The organism is Thalassospira sp. SM2505 (genome assembly GCF_054901115.1).
Genome location: NZ_CM142731.1, coordinates 3243260 through 3261371, shown reverse-complemented (window position 1 = coordinate 3261371; position 18112 = coordinate 3243260). Strand labels below are relative to the sequence as shown.

Annotated in this window: 16 protein-coding genes and 1 tRNA gene; 15 read left to right on the top strand and 2 right to left on the bottom strand. The window is 55.4% G+C overall.

Going from position 1 to position 18112, the window contains the following annotated elements; genetic code table 11:
- The first annotated feature begins 248 nt into the window (after positions 1-248).
- On the top strand, positions 249-3794 hold the full coding sequence (locus ACTU44_RS15335; RefSeq protein WP_462095840.1) for a YhdP family protein: 3546 nt from the start codon (positions 249-251) through the stop codon (positions 3792-3794).
- A 77-nt stretch (positions 3795-3871) separates the two neighbouring features.
- Here the strand turns inward: ACTU44_RS15335 and tyrS are convergent, their stop codons facing one another.
- Positions 3872-5125, bottom strand: a complete 1254-nt coding sequence (gene tyrS, locus ACTU44_RS15330; RefSeq protein WP_114098288.1) for a tyrosine--tRNA ligase — start codon at positions 5123-5125, stop codon at positions 3872-3874.
- Between the two features lie 187 nt (positions 5126-5312).
- On the opposite strand from tyrS, the gene ACTU44_RS15325 reads away from it, so the two are divergent.
- A complete protein-coding gene (locus ACTU44_RS15325) occupies positions 5313-6440 on the top strand; it encodes an anhydro-N-acetylmuramic acid kinase (RefSeq protein ID WP_462095839.1) in 1128 nt (375 codons plus the stop codon).
- A gap of 43 nt (positions 6441-6483) precedes the next feature.
- On the opposite strand, the gene ACTU44_RS15320 is transcribed toward ACTU44_RS15325, so the two are convergent.
- A complete protein-coding gene (locus tag ACTU44_RS15320) occupies positions 6484-7122 on the bottom strand; it encodes an alpha/beta hydrolase (protein WP_114098286.1) in 639 nt (212 codons plus the stop codon).
- 245 nt (positions 7123-7367) lie between these two features.
- On the opposite strand from ACTU44_RS15320, the gene cysE reads away from it, so the two are divergent.
- From cysE to ACTU44_RS15255, 13 genes are all read left to right on the top strand, one after another.
- Positions 7368-8105: a serine O-acetyltransferase gene (gene cysE / locus ACTU44_RS15315; protein ID WP_336082746.1), complete on the top strand. Its 738-nt coding sequence runs from the start codon at positions 7368-7370 to the stop codon at positions 8103-8105.
- An 87-nt stretch (positions 8106-8192) separates the two neighbouring features.
- Positions 8193-8675 carry an Rrf2 family transcriptional regulator gene (locus ACTU44_RS15310; RefSeq protein ID WP_114098284.1) on the top strand — a complete coding sequence of 161 codons (483 nt, stop codon included), beginning with the start codon at positions 8193-8195 and terminating at the stop codon, positions 8673-8675.
- Between the two features lie 49 nt (positions 8676-8724).
- Positions 8725-9852 (top strand): cysteine desulfurase family protein, encoded by a 1128-nt coding sequence (locus tag ACTU44_RS15305; protein ID WP_462095838.1) that lies wholly within the window; start codon positions 8725-8727, stop codon positions 9850-9852.
- Positions 9853-9880: 28 nt separating this feature from the next.
- On the top strand, positions 9881-11104 hold the full coding sequence (locus ACTU44_RS15300) for an IscS subfamily cysteine desulfurase (protein WP_114098282.1): 1224 nt from the start codon (positions 9881-9883) through the stop codon (positions 11102-11104).
- Between the two features lie 60 nt (positions 11105-11164).
- The gene (iscU, locus tag ACTU44_RS15295) at positions 11165-11563 is read left to right on the top strand and encodes a Fe-S cluster assembly scaffold IscU (protein WP_114098281.1); all 399 of its coding nucleotides are present in this window, start codon (positions 11165-11167) and stop codon (positions 11561-11563) included.
- A 44-nt stretch (positions 11564-11607) separates the two neighbouring features.
- Positions 11608-11949 (top strand): HesB/IscA family protein, encoded by a 342-nt coding sequence (locus tag ACTU44_RS15290; RefSeq protein ID WP_068518526.1) that lies wholly within the window; start codon positions 11608-11610, stop codon positions 11947-11949.
- A 143-nt stretch (positions 11950-12092) separates the two neighbouring features.
- A complete protein-coding gene (gene hscB / locus ACTU44_RS15285; RefSeq protein ID WP_114098280.1) occupies positions 12093-12713 on the top strand; it encodes a Fe-S protein assembly co-chaperone HscB in 621 nt (206 codons plus the stop codon).
- A gap of 31 nt (positions 12714-12744) precedes the next feature.
- Positions 12745-14643 (top strand): Fe-S protein assembly chaperone HscA, encoded by a 1899-nt coding sequence (hscA, locus tag ACTU44_RS15280; protein ID WP_462095837.1) that lies wholly within the window; start codon positions 12745-12747, stop codon positions 14641-14643.
- Between the two features lie 154 nt (positions 14644-14797).
- The gene (locus tag ACTU44_RS15275) at positions 14798-15133 is read left to right on the top strand and encodes a ferredoxin family 2Fe-2S iron-sulfur cluster binding protein (protein ID WP_101247649.1); all 336 of its coding nucleotides are present in this window, start codon (positions 14798-14800) and stop codon (positions 15131-15133) included.
- A gap of 56 nt (positions 15134-15189) precedes the next feature.
- Positions 15190-15387: a Fe-S cluster assembly protein IscX gene (gene iscX, locus ACTU44_RS15270; protein ID WP_068518522.1), complete on the top strand. Its 198-nt coding sequence runs from the start codon at positions 15190-15192 to the stop codon at positions 15385-15387.
- Positions 15388-15527: 140 nt separating this feature from the next.
- Entirely contained in the window at positions 15528-16232 is a 705-nt protein-coding gene (tenA, locus tag ACTU44_RS15265; RefSeq protein ID WP_462095836.1) for a thiaminase II, read from the top strand.
- A 116-nt stretch (positions 16233-16348) separates the two neighbouring features.
- The gene (gene mnmA / locus ACTU44_RS15260; protein WP_462095835.1) at positions 16349-17494 is read left to right on the top strand and encodes a tRNA 2-thiouridine(34) synthase MnmA; all 1146 of its coding nucleotides are present in this window, start codon (positions 16349-16351) and stop codon (positions 17492-17494) included.
- A 246-nt stretch (positions 17495-17740) separates the two neighbouring features.
- Positions 17741-17817, top strand: a tRNA-Met gene (locus ACTU44_RS15255).
- The last annotated feature ends 295 nt before the right edge of the window (positions 17818-18112 follow it).

Genomic DNA, 18112 nt, shown 5'->3' with positions numbered 1-18112 from the left:
CGGTAACGAAACGGGCTATGCACAGAACTGTGCGTGATCGCATACTTCCGGCAAGAACTTCGAAGCCCCGCTCAAAAGGGTGACGATCTATATTTAGCTTTTCTGTGATCGGACAAAAAGAGATTAGATCGGTAAGCGTCTGGTACGTTTGACCAAGTATGTGCTGTTCATATGGTCGATATGAATACCAGACTGCGCTGATTGTTGCTATTGCTGCATATGTTATCGGGAAGACAGGATAAATAAGAGTGCGCCTTGTTAAAACCTTCGCTGGATGGCTGGCGCTGACCTTATCGGCGGTCGTCCTGTTTGTTGGCGTATTTGCAGCAGTCACCATCTGGCGACTGTCACAGGAACCTGTGTCCCTGCACCGCATCACTCCCTATATCGTTGATCATTTAAACAAGTCGATGGGCGACAACCGGCTTGCGGTTGGTGACGTTGTTCTGCGTTGGCGCGGCTGGGCAGAAAAGTTTGATGTCGGGCTTCGAGATGTTGTCATCATCGGTGGTGATGACCGTGAATTGCTGCACATCCCCGAAGCCGACGTGGTGTTTTCCAGCAAGGCCTTGTTTGAAGGTGTCCTTGCCCTGCGCGAAATGAACCTGATCGGGGCACGTATTCGCCTTGAACGTCGCGCCGATGGTCAGATCGATATCGGTTATGTGACAGACAATGTTGCGTCCGGTGAGGTCGTATCAGATGACAACTCAGGTAATCCGCCTGACCAAACCTATGAGTCCGGGCGCGGTGCATCCGTAATCATTGATCTGCCAGCTGGTCAGAATGCCCAGCCATCTGCGCCAATTGAGCAAAATACCCCCGTAGCAACAGCGCGGTCTGACGGAAAGACTGGGCCGGAACAGGCAGGCGAGCCGATTGAACGATCCGGTAGCGAAATGCTGCGCGATGTTGTCTCAATCCTGTCGGGCGAACGGACGGACTTTCCGGCGGCAGCCTATTTTGAAAGCTTTGGCATCGTGAATGCCGACTTGCAGGTGCGCGACGAACAGCTTGGCGTTGTCTGGGCCGCACCACAGGCTGATATTCTGTTGTCGCGCAAGCCGCTTGGCATTGGTGCCGAGGCATCCTTGCAGGTCAGTGCAGGCGCCCTGTCAACGCGCGTCAATATCACCGGCGATTATAGCACCAGGACAGGTGAAATCGATCTTGAAGCGCGATTGGGCGAGGTCGAACTTTCAGATCTGGTCAGTATCTCCGATATCTTTGAGCCACTGCGCGATGCCTATGTGCCGGTGTCGGGTGCGATCAAGGCCAGATACGATGTCGATGGCACACTGGTCTCTGCGGCAACCGATCTTGTGGTCGGGAGCGGTGTGATTTCCTTCCCGGACGAGATGCGCGCAACCTATCGCGTGACCGACGGGCGCATTGTGACAAGCTTTGTGCCGGGCCGCTTCAGTGTTGATGACGTGACCCTGAATGTCGGCGACGCAACCGCGGCTGTTACCGGGGTGGTTCTTGATCCGTTCGGGCAATGGCGGGCCAGTCTTGACGCGCGGGCGACCGATGTTGCCACCAATGATCTTGATCGTCTGTGGCCGGAAAATGTCGGCATCGATGCGCGTACATGGGTTGTCACGAACCTGTCCGAAGGCATCGTCCATCAGGCAACCATGCATACCGAACTTCATCAGGATGAAGCAGGCGAGGTGGTTCTTGACGCGTTGGGTGGTCAAATGACCATGTCGGGTGTGACAGTGCATTATCTTGGTGACATGCCCGAGGTGCTTGACGCAGCCGGCCATGCCGAATTCGATGAAACCAGCTTCAGGATTTATGCTAATCGCGGACAGGCGGATGGCCTGACCGTGACCGATGCCAGTATCCTGTTTACCAAGCTTGATGAACCGGTTCCCTCGGCTGATATCGAGGTTGTTGCCAATGGTAGTGCGCGCAAGGCACTTGAACTGATTGAGGCTCAACCGCTTGGATTTGCCACCCGTCTTGGTATTGATCCCGCGCAGATTGAAGGGGAACAGGCAACCCGTGTTCGTTTGCATTTCCCGTTGCTTCGCGCTGTGACTTTCGATGATGTCGAGGTCGCCGCCGCATCGCGGATCGAGAAGGCCAGTATCACCAATGCATTCCGCGAGCTGGATGTCAAAAACGGCAGCTTCGAATTGCAGGTCAACACCAAAGGGCTTGAACTGAACGGTACGGCATCCGTTGGTAAGGGCAAGACGGCAATCAACTGGGTCGAAAGTTTCGATACCGCGGCCAGGGTCAGAAGCCATTACACCCTTTCGGGTGACCTGGACCTGGCCGTTCTACCCGATGTCGAACTTGATGTGTCGCCATATCTTTCCGGAATGGGCAAGGGCAGGCTTGATATCAGGGTCTTGCCCGACCAGGTAGAGCTTAAAGGCGATGTCGGCCTTAAGGATGTCGCGATTTCGCTCCCGCTTGAGGAACTCGCCTATGTCAAACAGGCCGGGGCAGAGGCAAACGCAAAGTTCGATGCTGCAGTCCTCTATGAGGGGGGCGGGCAACTGAAATCCTTTGCGATTACGGCGCCGGCACTTGAGGCTTCCGGGCGCGGGAACTGGCGCGGCGATAATCCGATTGCCGATCAATGGGCGTTCGAGATCGAAGATACACGTTTTCGCGAAAATACCGGGCTCGAAGGCTCTATCCGCCTTGCCAATGATGACAAGCTGACGGTTGATCTTCGTGGCGCGCAGTTTGATCTGCGTCCCTTCGTTGAAAAGGACACATCATCCGAACCTGCTGAGGTGACTGGAGATGACAAGGCTGATCTGCGCAATGTTATTGTCACCCTGACAGGGGACAGTTTCTTGCTAAAGGGGGCCGACCCGCTTCTTAATGACGGCAAAGTCACATTCAATCAGGCGAATGACAGCCGCGAAATCGAAATTTCTGCACGTCAGCTGATTGCAACGCCCTGGATTGTCAATGATGAGACCGACAGTCCCAAATCCGGGGAAAGTGCGGCCCCCAATAGTGGCGGTATCGGTCAGCGCGCCAGCCGGGAGGGCGGTTCAACTGCAATCTTCCTGAATATCGAACAGTTGGTTATGGCCAATGGCGAGCTGTTCAGTGACGTCAAAGGATCGATCCATGTAGTCGGGCAGGAATGGGATCGTCTGGTGTTAAACGGGTCGCTGGCGGATCGCGCGACCGTTTTCGCACAAGTCAGCCGCGAAGATTTCGCGACCCGCAAAGTCATGCTGACCGCCGAAGATGCAGGCAAGTTCCTGCGCGCGCTTGATATGTATGACAACCTTCTGGGCGGCAACATGTCGATCGAAGGCACGGTCGATGAAAGCGACGTTGCACAACCCTTTGCCGGAAAGGTCAATATCACCGAATTCCGGGTTGTTAATGCCCCGATTGCCGCCCGTGTTCTTGGCGCAGCATCGCTATCGGGCCTGAACGACGTGCTGCAAGGCAATGGTATCGCCTTTGCCGAACTTAATGGTGATTTCACCTATGTGAATGACGTTTTGACCTTGGCCAAGGTCGCCGCAAATGGAACGGCGGTTGGCGTAACCGCAAACGGATCAATTGATCTGGCAAAATCGGAAATCCGTCTTGCCGGGTCTATTGTGCCGATCTATGCGATCAACTCGGCACTTGGGGTGATCCCGATCCTTGGTGATCTTCTGGTTGGTGAGGAAGGTGGCGGTATCTTTGCTCCGACCTACACGATTGAGGGTGATCTGGGCGAACCGGACGTCACGGTCAATCCGCTTTCGACCTTTGTGCCCGGCGTGTTTCGCAATCTGATCACCGGGGCCGAACCCGGCTAGTCATGCCTGTTATCGACAAACAAAAAGCCCCGCAGTATGAGCTGCGGGGCTTTTGTATTTGATAGGGGGCGACCTGATCAGACCGGTTTGATCAGTACGTGGCGCTTTTTGCCTGCGGAAACCTTGATGACGCCATCGGCGTTCAGGGCGTCTGATGTGATATTGGCGTTTTCATCACTGACTTTCTCGTCATTGATTTTTGCGCCACCACCTTTAATCAGGCGACGGGCTTCGCCACCCGTATTGGCCAGCTCTGCACGGCGGAAAAGATCGAAGGCCGGGATACCGGCATCAAGTTCGGCCCTGGCGACTTCAACGGTCGGAAGGTCATCGGCCAGAACACCTTCTTCAAAGGTCTTGCGCGCCGTTTCGGCTGCGGCAAGGGCCGCTTCTTCGCCACGACACAGCTTGACGGCTTCGAATGCCAGAACCTTTTTGGCTTCGTTGATCTGCGATCCTTCAAGCTTGGCGAACGCGTCAATCTGCTCAAGCGACATTTCGGTAAACAGACGCATGAACTTGATAACGTCGGCGTCTTCGGTGTTGCGCCAGAACTGGTAATAGTCATAGGACGACAGGCGTTCTTCGTTTAGCCATACCGCACCGGCGGCGGTTTTGCCCATCTTGGCACCTGACGCGGTGGTCATGAGCGGTGTGGTCAGGCCAAACAGTGATTTCTCGTCAACGCGACGGCCAAGTTCAACACCATTAACGATATTGCCCCACTGATCCGAACCGCCCATCTGCAACATGCAGCCGTAATTGCGATTCAGTTCAACAAAGTCATAGGCCTGCAGGATCATATAGTTGAATTCAAGGAAGCTCAGCGACTGCTCACGTTCCAGACGCAGCTTGACCGAGTCAAAGCTCAGCATACGGTTGACCGAGAAATGGCGACCGAAATCACGCAGGAATTCAATATAGTTCAGCTTGTCGAGCCAGTCGGCATTATTGACCATAACCGCATCGGTCGGGCCGTCGCCAAAAGTCAAGAACTGCTGGAAGACCTTTTTGATACCGGCCATGTTGGCTGCAATGACTTCATCGGTCAGAACCGGTCGGGCATCATCACGACCGGTCGGATCGCCAACGCGCGTCGTACCGGCACCCATCAGAACAATCGGCTTGTGACCGGTTTTCTGCAACCAGCGCAGCATCATGATCGAGACAAGCGATCCGACATGCAGGCTGTCTGCGGTGCAGTCATAACCGACATAGCACACCACCGTATTTTCCGATGCATAGGCATCAAGGCCTTCAAGATCAGTGCATTGGTGGATGTAACCGCGGTCATTCATGACGCGGAGAAAATCAGACTTCAGTTCAGTCATGGTTTTTGCGCTATGTTGGTTGTGATAGAAAATTCGGGCCGCATAATGTGCGGAGGCGATGATCTAGCACAGAAAACATGCGCTGGGCAACGCATCGGCGAACAGATATGCAATCAGGGTAACGATTTCGCCAGAATTTCGATCTAACCTGCTTTTCCAACCACAAAAAGATCAGGCGGAGCAAGATATGACACAGGGCAGGACACCGAGCTGGATCACGGCAATTGGAATGATGAGCGGCACCTCGCTTGATGGCGTGGACGCGGCGCTGATTGAAACCGATGGTGTCGAGGTTAGGCGTCTGGATCAGTCTGTTTTTGTGCCTTATGCACCGGAATTACGCGAGAGAATGCGGGCCTGTTTTGGCAACCGCAGTGCGACCAACTCCGAACATGTGGTCGCCGATGATCTGACGCAGGTTCATATTGATGCTGTTAACATGCTGCTGGAGAAATCCGGCATGACGCCGGGTGACATCGGGGTGATCGGTTTTCATGGCCAGACCGTGTTTCACGAACCGGCGTCGGGCCTGACCCGTCAGATCGGCACGCCTGATATGCTGGCTGATAAAACCGGTATTCCGGTGGTCGCAGATTTTCGTCTTGCTGATGTTGCCGCAGGCGGCGAGGGCGCACCGCTGGCCCCGGTTTACCACGCAGCCCTGATGAAAAGTGCAGGAGTGGAAGTGCCTGTTGCTGTGCTTAATATCGGTGGCGTCTCGAACGTCACATGGATCGGCGAGGGCGATGATATCCTTGCCTTCGATTGCGGGCCGGGCAATGCACGTCTTGATGACTGGATGTTGCGCCATACCGGCAATCCGGTAGATCTGAACGGTGCAACGGCGGCGTCAGGCAAGGGGGACCTGATGGTCGAGGTCAAATTCCTTGAAGACCCGTATTTTGATCGTGTCCCGCCGAAATCACTTGATCGCGAAGACATGGCTGCCCGGATTGATGGTCTGGTGACCGAGGCAAAGCTTGGTGTTTCAGATGGGGCGGCAACCCTTGCCAATTGCACGGTCGCCGCCATTGTTGCCGGGGTGAACCATCTGCCGGTTGCACCCAAAAGCTGGTTTGTCTGCGGCGGCGGGCGACACAATCATTATGTCATGGAAACGCTGGCAAGCCGTCTTGGGGTTCCGGTGCGTTCGGTTGATGAACTGGACTGGGACGGGGATGCGGTCGAGGCAGAATGTTTCGGCTATCTTGCCGTGCGTCACCTGCACGGCTTGCCACTAAGTTTTCCCGGGACGACGGGCGTGCCCGCGCCGTGTTGTGGTGGTAAATTATACACAACGAAAAAGGCCGCCTGATCAGGCGGCCTTTTTCGTGATTGTCTGACATGCTGGCGGGCAATTATGCGCCGCGCTTGTCCAGATAGGCGATCGAATGCTTGATCACGTCATCTTGCTGTTTGGCAAAATAGTGATCGGCACCATCAATCGTGCACATGTCAACTTCGATGCCTTTCTGGGCATTGAGTTTGTCTGCAAGCTTGTTGACCGATGATACCGGAATGTTGCTGTCCTGCGATCCGTGGATCAGGATACCCGACGACGGGCAGGGGGCAAGGAAGGTGAAGTCGTATTCACTTGCCGGTGCTGCAACCGAAATAAATCCGTCGATTTCCGGGCGGCGCATCAGAAGCTGCATGCCGATCCAGGAACCGAACGAGTAACCGGCAACCCAGGTTGCACGTGCATTGGCATTATAGGTCTGCATCCAGTCAAGCGCAGATGCCGCATCCGACAGTTCACCGATTCCCTGATCGTAAACGCCCTGCGAGCGACCGACACCGCGGAAGTTGAACCGCATGACAGAATAGCCACGATCCTTGAACATGTTGAACATGTTGAAGCACAACTTGTTGTTCATTGTGCCACCCTGTTGCGGGTTCGGATGGAGGATAAGTGCGATGGGCGAATCGTCAGCGCCGTTATGGTGGTAGCGACCTTCAAGGCGACCTTCGGGGCCGTTAAAAATGACCTCAGGCATGGATCAGACTGCTCCTGTCCACGAATGGAATGATGTGTGCAACAAAAATATCCGAGTGTTTTTGTAAGTTTTTTCGTGTTTGCGCATAAATTGCTTTGGGCAAATACTTGACCAAGTTACTCGGTTATCCTATATTCCGGCTAACCCGTTGGTGCCGACTTAACCCGATCTTGCAGGTGATGCAGGGCCGGGCGTGGACGTGGCTGCCGGGAATCGAAGCTACTAATTACACAGTGGACCGCCCCATGTTCAAGATAATTCGTCAGGAAATTGACGCGATGATTGCCCGCGACCCCGCGGCCCGATCCCGTTGGGAAGTCGTGATCAGTTATCCGGCGTTTCATGCGATCATGGGATACCGCGCAACACACTGGCTCTGGCAGCGTGGTTTTCGCATTACGGCACGCTTCTTTTCCCAGATTTTCCGCTGGTTGACCGGGATTGAAATTCACCCGGGTGCCAAGATCGGCAAGCGGTTCTTTATCGACCATGGCATGGGTGTCGTGATTGGTGAAACCGCCGAGATTGGCGACGATGTGACCCTGTATCAGGGGGTTACCCTTGGCGGAACATCGCCCAGCGTAAACAGCGATGGCCAGCGCGGCCTCAAACGCCATCCGACACTTGAAGATGGTGTGATCGTTGGTTCGGGCGCGCAGATCCTTGGTCCGTTCACTGTGCGCAAGAATGCCCGTGTCGGCGGCAACGCCGTTGTGCTTTCCGAAGTGCCCGAAGGGGCGACTGTGGTTGGCATCCCGGCCAAGATCGTTCGCCGCGAAACCGATGATCGTTTCTGTGCTTATGGTACGCCGCTTGGCGATCTGCCCGATCCGGTGGCGCGCGCTCTTGAAGAACTCGGTCGCGAAGTACAGACGCTGCGCAATCAGGTCACCGCACTTGAAGCCGAAAAGTCGGGTGCTGCAGGAAAGCCGGGCGGGGATGCGACGCCGGAAAAACCGCGTATCGTCGCATCATCGGAATAATTTGCGCGTATCGCGCAACTTGAATGAACAGCCCGCTGTCAGGTTCATGAGCAACAGAGCCGAACCAGCAAGGCAGGAGGACGCACCGTGAAGCTGAGTACCAAAGGCCGCTATGCCGTTATGGCGATGGTCGATCTCGCTGAAAGCAGCAAGGACCGACCGGTCGCACTTGCCGATATTGCGGACCGTCAGGAAATTTCGCTGTCTTATCTTGAACAGCTGTTTGGCAAATTGCGCAAGGGCGGGCTTGTCCGTTCCGTGCGTGGCCCGGGTGGTGGATATCTGCTGGCAAGAACTGCCAGCGAAACCCGTGTGGCCGATGTCATTCTTGCTGTTGATGAACCGATCCGTGCAACCCGTTGCAAATCAGGTTCCCCCAAGGGCTGCAAGGCCAACAAGGGCCGCTGCCAGACCCATGAATTGTGGGAAGAACTGGGCAACCAGATCTATCTTTATCTGGCTTCTGTCAGCCTTGCCGATGTGGTGGATCGCAACGTGACCGGTTCTCTTCGGGTTTTTCCGGGTAAAACAACGCAGATAGAAGAACCGTCGCAGGTTGCGGCACAGTGAATGCTCCTCTATATCGAGGGTAGATGCGAATAAGGATGATTACAAACTGATGGCCGACCAGGTTTATCTCGACTACAACGCAAGCGCGCCGCTGTGCTCCGAAGCACGGCAGGCCATGATCGCTGCGATGGATGTTGCAGGTAATCCGTCATCGGTTCATGCCAGCGGCCGTGCTGCACGCAAGATTGTCGACCATGCACGTCGCACCATTGCCGGACTGGTCGGTGGTGATTCAGAACGGATCATCTTCACCAGTGGCGGTACCGAGGCCAACAACCTCGCGCTGAACGGTCTTGAAGACGTCACTGTCTTCACAAGCGCGGTTGAACATCCCTCGGTGATCGAAGGGCGCGTTGATGCAAAGCGCATCCCGGTGGATGGCAACGGTGTGGTTGATCTCGATGCCCTTGAAGCGATGCTCAAGGAAGCATCGGACGCCGGTCAGAAGGTTCTGGTTTCGGTCATGCTGGCCAATAATGAAACCGGTGTGATCCAGCCGGTGGCCAAAGTGGCCTTGCTGGCCCGCGAATACGGGGCAAAGGTCCATTGTGATGCCGTTCAGGCATTGGGCCGGATGCCGGTGGATATGGGGCGCTTGCTGGTTGATATGGTGTCGATTTCGGCCCATAAGATCGGCGGACCCAAGGGAATTGGCGCACTTGCGATCGCGCCCGGCGTGATGCTGGTGCCGCAGATCCGCGGGGGCGGACAGGAAAAATACCGCCGTGGCGGCACCGAGAACGTTCTGGGTATTGCAGGCTTTTCCGCCGCAGCCGAACGGGCAGAGGCCAAAATGGCAAACATGGCGAATGTCGCAGCCCTGCGTGATCGCCTTGAAACAGAATTGGCATCAGAGGCGCCTGAGCTTCTGATCGCTGGTAAGGGAACGGAGCGACTGGTGAATACAAGTTGCCTGATCTTGCCGGGAATGCCGGGGGAAACCCAGGTTATGGCGCTGGATCTGGCAGGTGTTGCCATCAGTTCGGGATCAGCCTGTTCGTCAGGCAAGGTACGTGAAAGCCACGTGCTCAGGGAAATGGGGGTTTCGGATGCCGGATCGGCCATCAGGGTCAGTCTGGGACTGGAAACCACCGACGAGGATATTGATACATTTATCCGTGTTTGGAGCCGGATGAGGGGCAATGCAGCGCGTAAGAAAGCGCGTCACGCTGCCTGACAAGAGAGTGAGTGAGGAAGCCTTTAATATGAACGAGCTTAAAGCAAAGCCGATCTATCTGGACTACCAGGCCACGACGCCGACCGACCCGCGTGTCGTCGAAGCGATGCTGCCGTATTTCACCGAGAAGTTCGGTAACCCGCATTCGCGTAACCACAGCTTTGGCTGGGAAGCCGAAGATGCGGTTGAAATTGCACGTGGTCAGGTTGCCAAGATCATTGGCGCATCGGCAAAAGAAATCATCTTTACCTCGGGTGCGACTGAATCGAACAACCTCGCACTCAAAGGTGTGATGAAGTTCTATGGCAAGAAAAAGCCGCATCTGATCACGGTCGTGACCGAGCATAAATGCGTGCTCGACAGTGCCCGTCACCTTGAGCAGGAAGGTTACAAAGTGACCTATCTTGGTGTTAAGGATAATGGCCTGATCGACCTTGAAGAACTTAAAGCTGCGATCACCGATGAAACCGCACTTGTTTCCGTCATGGGCGTGAACAACGAAATCGGTGTCATTCAGCCGCTTAAGGAAATCGGTGCCATTTGCCGCGAACGCAAGGTGTTCTTCCACACCGATTGCGCACAGGCTGTTGGCAAGATCGACCTTGATGTTGAAGACATGAATATCGACCTGATGTCGATTTCCGGCCACAAGATCTATGGCCCGAAAGGCATCGGTGCGCTGTTCGTCCGTCGTCGTCCGCGCGTTCGCGTTATCGCCCAGATCACCGGTGGTGGTCAGGAACGCGGTATGCGTTCGGGTACGCTCCCGACCCCGCTGATCGTGGGTCTTGGCAAGGCATGTGACATTCTGTCGAACGAAATGGCAGAAGAAAATGCACGCCTGACCGAACTGCGTGACTACACGCTGGCACGTTTCCGCGATCGTCTTGACGACATCTATCTGAATGGTGACGAAGAAGCCCGCGTTTGCGGTAACCTCAATGTTTCCTTTGCCTATGTCGAAGGCGAAAGCCTTCTGATGGACATCAAGAACATTGCTGTTTCTTCGGGTTCGGCATGTACGTCGGCATCGCTTGAACCGTCTTACGTTCTGCGTGCGCTTGGTGTTGACGAAGAACTCGCACACACCTCGCTGCGTATCGGCCTTGGCCGTTTCACGACCAAGGAAGAACTCGACACCGCTGTAGATGCAATCTGCACTGCGGTGGAGCGTCTCCGCGAGATGAGCCCGCTTTGGGAAATGGCCCAGGAAGGCATCGACATCAAGTCGATCGAGTGGGCTGAGCACTAAGAAGCGCCTGAATTAACGTCATTGTCTCGCGAGAGACCAAAAGAATATTGGAGAGAAATCATGGCTTATAGTGAAAAGCTGATCGACCATTACGAAAACCCGCGCAACGTTGGTTCCATGGACAAAAACGAAATGTCCGTTGGTACCGGTCTTGTTGGTGCACCGGCTTGTGGCGACGTGATGAAGCTGCAGATCAAGGTCACCCCGGAAGGCATCATCGAAGACGCAAAGTTCAAGACCTTTGGTTGCGGTTCGGCGATTGCGTCAAGCTCGCTGATCACCGAATGGGTCAAGGGCAAGTCGCTTGATGAAGCCGGCTCGATCAAGAACTCGCAGATTGCCGAAGAACTGGCGCTTCCGCCGGTCAAGGTTCACTGCTCGATCCTGGCTGAAGACGCCATCAAGGCTGCTATCAGCGACTACAAATCCAAAAACGGTGTGGCGGACGCTGCTGAATAAGCAACGTCCCTACCGCTGCGTTTTCCGGAATTTGGGAGAATACCATGGCTCTACCGTCACCGATTTCTGTCACACCAGTTGCGCTTGATCATATCAAGGCGTTGCTCGATAGCCGCGGCAAACCGTCGCATGGCATTCGTCTGGGTGTGCGCAGTAAAGGGTGTTCGGGCCTGTCTTACACGCTTGAATATGCTGACGATGCCAGCGGCTTCGAAGAAGTTGTCGAGCTGGAAGACGGCGTGAAAATCCTGATCGACCCCAAAGCCATCATGTTCGTGCTCGGCACCGAGATGGATTACGAGGTCAATAAAATGGAAGAAGGTTTCGTTTTCCGGAACCCCAACGAAAAAGGTCGTTGTGGTTGCGGGGAATCCTTCCACGTCTGATCGGCCGGGCTTTCCCTGCTTTCTGATTGGTCATGGCCCCGGCTTCATCGCCGGGGCCATCGACTGAAAAGGGTGGTCGGATCGCATCAAGTCCGACTGCCTTGCTATTTGTTTTTTGATTTTAATCCTCGGAAGTGCACCGCGTGAGCAATACAGAACATCCGGCACACAAAGCTTGCTGGTCCTGCAAGGGGCCGGTTGAAGTCAGCGCACTGTTTTGTGACACCTGCAACGCCATTCAGGCCCCGGGTCAGCTCGACCATTTCAAACGGTTTGGTCTGGAACGGTCCTTTGTCGTTGATATTGACGCGATGGAGGCAACCTATCTCAAACAGCAGCAGCTGTTGCACCCCGACCGCTTTGCGTCGAAATCCGGCCGTGAGCAGGCCCTGTCTTCGCAACAGGCTGCCAGCCTGAACGAGGCTTTCGAGACCCTTAAAAATCCGGTGGCGCGTGCCCATTACATGCTGCGTCTGGCCGGGATCGAACCCGAAGGTGGCGAAGGCCATACCGTCAATGATCCGGAACTTCTGATGGAAGCGATGGAAATGCGCGAAGCGCTTCATGATGCCGAAGACAAGGGCACCATTGATGCGATGATCAAGGATACCCGCAAGCAGGCCCGTGCCTGTGAAAAGGACCTTGGCGATGCGATTGACGGCAATGCCTTTGATACGGCCAAAAAGCTTACCACCCGTCTGAGATATCTCATGAAAATGACCGAGGAAGCGCGCGCGAAGAAATCGCGCCTTGCCGCTGCCTGATCATTTCAAATAACCGATACGGATAGAATTCATGGCTCTGCTTAAAATCCACGAACCGGGCGAAACGCCGCTCCCCCATGAGGACGAGCGCCAGATCGCGGTTGGTATCGATCTTGGAACCACCAACTCGGTCGTTGCGATTTCACGCGATGAAAAGCCCGAAGTGCTCCGCGACAAATCCGGTGGCAACGCCATCGTGCCGTCGGTTGTCTATTATGGCGACGGTATTCCGGTGGTCGGCGAAGAAGCCCGCGAACATATCAATACCGATGCCAATCGCGTCGTATCCTCGGTCAAGCGCCTGATGGGCCGTGGTCTTGAGGATGTGAAATCGGTGGCCGGTACGCTGCCCTATGACGTCGAAGTTCCCGAAGGCGCCGATGACAGCACGGGCGAACCGATGATGGTGCGCCTTAATGTCGGGGGGCGCGTTCTGACCCCGGTTGAAGTTTCGGCTGATATCCTGCGCGCATTGCGGGCACGTGCCGAGGAAAGCCTTGATAAGCCGGTCGAAAAGGCCGTGATCACGGTTCCGGCCTATTTTGACGATGCTGCACGTACCGCGACCAAGGATGCGGCCAAGCTTGCCGGGATTGAAGTCCTGCGTCTGGTCAATGAACCGACTGCGGCTGCCCTTGCCTATGGCCTTGATAACGGGGCAGAAGGGCTTTACGCCGTGTACGATCTTGGCGGCGGAACCTTTGATATCTCGCTTCTGAAAATGCAAAAGGGCGTTTTCCAGGTCAAGGCAACCGGTGGTGATGCCGCCCTTGGCGGTGACGATTTCGATCATGCCATTGCCGAACATCTTCTGGCCGAGCGCAAGGATGGCGGGGCGGTTGATGCGATTGATGCATCCGATGCCAAGCGTCTTCTGAAAACCGCGCGCAAGGTCAAGGAAGGCCTGACCGATCAGGATGCGGTAGAAGTCGTTGTTGACCTGAATGGCAGCAAAACCGCCCACACCGTCACGCGTGCCGCGTTCGAGGCGATGATTGCCAAGCTGGTATCGCGCACAACCGCGATCACCGAACAGGTTCTTGACGATGCCGATATCCTGCCCGAAGACGTCAAGGGCGTGGTGCTTGTCGGCGGTTCAACCCGTGTTCCGGCCGTGCGCAAGGCGGTGGCAGACCTGTTTGAACAGGAACCGCTGTCTGATATCGACCCGGACGAGGTCGTGGCCCTTGGTGCCGCCCTTCAGGCCGAGGCACTCACGGGTGGTTCTGACAACCTTCTTCTGGATGTCACGCCATTGTCGCTTGGTCTGGAAACCATGGGCGGAATTGTTGAAAAGGTCATTGACCGCAATACCCCGATCCCGGTCGCCAAGGCACAGGAATTCACGACCTATCAGGATGGCCAGTCGGCCATGATGATCCATGTGGTGCAGGGCGAACGCGAAATGGTTGATCAGTGCAGATCGCTTGCCCGTTTTGTCCTGACCGGTATCCCGTCGATGGCCGCCGGGGCGGCCCGTATCCGGGTTCAGTTCAATGTGGATGCGGATGGTCTTCTGACCGTCTCGGCCCGCGAGGAAACCACCGGCACCGAACAGGAAGTCGCCGTCAAGCCGACCTATGGCATCAACGAAGTCGATATGGCCAATATGCTGCGCGACAGTATGGTGCATGCCCGTGAAGATATGGAACTGCGCGTCCTGACCGAGGCACGGGTTGAAGCGCGGCGCAATATCCTGGCTGTACGTGCGGCAATGGAAGCGGATCGGGCGTTGCTGACGTCTGAGGACGAGGAGACTATCAATAACGCCATTGCCACCCTTGAAACTGCAATGGCGGGCGATGACCGTGATGCCATCAACGAGGCCGCCGAGGCCCTTGAAAATGCATCGCGTCCCTTCGCCGAAGCCCGAATGGATAGCCGGATCCGGCAGGCACTTGCCGGCCAGAATGTTGATGAAGTGAATTAATCGACACCGGTGGAATTGACAAACCGGTCATCTGCGGCGATTGTCCCGAACAACCGCCAAGGTCAGGGCCGGACGAATGTGTTGCTTTCGGGTATCCGGGGCAGCGCATCAAACAGAGATCGAACGAAAAGTATTACCGAGGAGAAAGGCACAGATGCCTAAGATCGTTTTTGTTGAGACCGATGGCACCGAAAAGGAATTCGAAGTTGCCGACGGCCTGTCCGTTCTGGAAGCTGCCCATAAGAACGGCATCGACCTTGAAGGTGCATGCGAAGGTTCGCTGGCTTGCTCGACCTGTCACGTCGTTCTGGACGAAGAATGGTTCGACAAACTGGACGAGCCGTCTGAAGACGAAGAAGACATGCTTGATCTTGCTTTCGGCCTGACCGAGACCTCGCGTCTTGGCTGCCAGATCATCATGAGCGACGAACTCGACGGCCTGCGCGTCAAGCTGCCGGCTGCGACCCGCAACATGATGGTCGACAAGTAAGTTTGACCTTCTGTTGTCCGGATGCGTTTGCATGCCGGGCGTCAAAGGAGACGAATATGCGTTGGACAGATATTCAGGACATCGCGATCGAGCTTGAGGAAGCACATCCTGACAAGGATAACCTCAACCTTCGCTTTACCGACCTGCATAAATGGGTTTGCGAGCTTGAAGGTTTCGAAGACGATCCCGAGAAATCGAACGAAAAGATTCTCGAAGCCATCCAGATGGCCTGGATCGACGAACGCGAAGACTGATTTCGGAAGGGTTGAGACGTGCGCCTTGCGGCCTGCACCCTGACCAGAAAAATGACGGACCAGCCTGCATCTGCGGGCTGGTCCGTTTTTGTTTGTGCCAAAACCGGCCTGCCAAAACCATAAAACGGGACGAAATATCCATGAGCCAGACCGCCACCTTTACCGACATCATTCCGGCCGACAGCCTGTTTGGCAAACTGCGCGCACGCGCAAGCAATGCCTGGGAAAGCTATGTCTGCCATGATTTCGTAAAACAGCTTGGCGCTGGCACGCTCCCCGAGGCCGCCTTCAAACATTACCTTATTCAGGATTACCTGTTCCTGATCCAGTTTTCGCGCGCCTATGCCCTTGCGGTCTACAAGGCCGAAGACCTGACCGCCATGCGCCAGTTTTCGGGCACCGTGCATGCCATCCTTGATATGGAAATGAGCCTGCATCTTGATTTCTGCAAAGGCTGGGGCCTGACTGAGGCCGACATCATCGCCGAACCCGAGGCGCGCGCCTGTGTGACCTATACCCGCTATGTGCTTGATCGCGGCATGCAGGGCGATGTGGTTGATCTTCAGGTTGCCCTGATGCCCTGTATGGTTGGCTATGCCGAAATCGCAAACCGCCTGATGGCAAGTTCTGATACAAGGCTTGATAACAATCCGTACCGGGCATGGATTGAAATGTATGCGTCCGCCGAATTCCAGGACGTGGCCAGGGCCGAGATCGATTTGCTCGAACATACCGTTGCCAAACGTGGCGGTCATGATCGCATCGATGGTCTGGTGGATACCTTTGCCATGGCAAGCCGCCTTGAAGCCGATTTCTGGCAGATGGGACTTGATCTGGCAAAATAGGCCAACATCGCCTATATAAGCTCGAAATATAACGTGCGGGTGGCGGCAATGCCGCCCGTTGCTTTTTGGATCAACTTCTTGTCGCTGCGGCCTTGACCCGCAGATGGGTGGGAAAAATGAACTCTCTTGGCTTTGATAAAGCCCCCGAAGATACCCGCGTGGTTGTTGCCATGTCGGGCGGTGTGGATAGCTCCGCGGTTGCGGCCCTTCTGAAATCAGAAGGCTATGACGTGGTGGGCATCACCCTTCAGCTTTATGACATGGGTGCCAATGCACCGACCCGTGCGAAATCCTGCTGTGCCGGGCGCGATATTTATGACGCGCGCAAAGTGGCCGAGGATATCGACATTCCCTATTACGTGCTTGATTACGAATCACGCTTCCGCGAAGAGGTGATCGATGATTTTGCCGACAGCTATATGCGCGGCGAAACTCCGATCCCGTGTGTGAAATGCAATCAGACCGTCAAATTCCGTGATCTGCTGGAAACCTCGCATGATCTTGGCGCCGATTGCATGGCGACTGGCCATTACGTGCAGCGTAAACTTGGTGCTGATGGCCGTGCCCAGTTGCACCGTGCTGCCGATCCGAACCGTGATCAAAGCTATTTCCTGTTCACCACCACCCAGGAACAGCTCGATTTCCTGCGCTTCCCGCTGGGCCATTTGATGAGCAAGGCCGAAACCCGTGCCCTTGCGGCCAAATTCGGCCTTGAAGTTGCCGACAAGCCCGACAGTCAGGACATCTGCTTTGTCCCGGATGGCAAATATGCCCGTCTGGTCGAACGCCTCCGTCCCGAGGCGGGCGAGCCGGGCCAGATCGTTGATATCGATGGCAATGTCATGGGCGATCACCGGGGCCTGATCCATTACACGGTCGGGCAGCGTCGGGGGCTTAATATCGGTGGCACGGCAGAACCGCTTTATGTCGTCAAGCTGGTCCCGGAAAAACGTCAGGTCGTGGTTGGCCCCAAAGCCGCCCTTGCCAAGAAGATGGTCTATGTCAAAGACCTCAACTGGCTTGACGGCGACCAGATCGATGAAAACGGTGTCGAGGTCGAAGTCAAACTGCGCTCGGCCATGCAGCCGACAACGGCAACGGTCTTCCCCGAAGCCCGCGGCGAAGCCCGGATCGAGCTTCACGATGCCCAGTTCGGGATCGCGCCGGGGCAGGCGGGTGTGTTCTATCAGGGCGAACGTGTCCTTGGTGGCGGCTGGATCACCCGTGAAGAGCTTCTGGCCAATTCGGCGACTGCTGCCTAAGGTCGCCTGATCAGATAGCCTGAAGCAGCGGAATCATAATCCGCGTGTCGAGGGTTCAAGTCGCTCCTGCGCTACCAATGCCCGCCTTTTCGCACAGAAAGGCGGGCTAGGGTGGAGAAACTTCATCTGTTGATTGAAGTGAAATCTTTTTTGATAAAAACGTCAAAAAGGCGCTTGACGGGGACGGCTCCCTGACTTAAAAACCGCCTCGTTCCGAACATTGCGGAACACCACAGAATATCCTGTGGCCGAGTAGCTCAGCTGGTTAGAGCAGCGGAATCATAATCCGCGTGTCGGGGGTTCAAGTCCCTCCTCGGCTACCAATTAAATAAGCCCTGCATCCCTGATGCAGGGCTTGTTTCATTTGTATCCTTGGATCGGGATTGCCCCCCCCAAAAAAAAAATAATGGTTCGCGAGAAAGCGAGGCACGCAGCTTTCGAGAGACATCGCACCCGAGCGATGGTCCGCCGGGCTTCGCCCAAGGATAAAAAGCAGCCCAAAGGCTGATTTTTACAATTCCCATACGGTTTCAATATAAGCACAGATATTCTAAAGATGGATTAGATTTGTCTTAATTGCCTAATCTCGAATAGGATTAAGGCTGAGAAGTATCATTA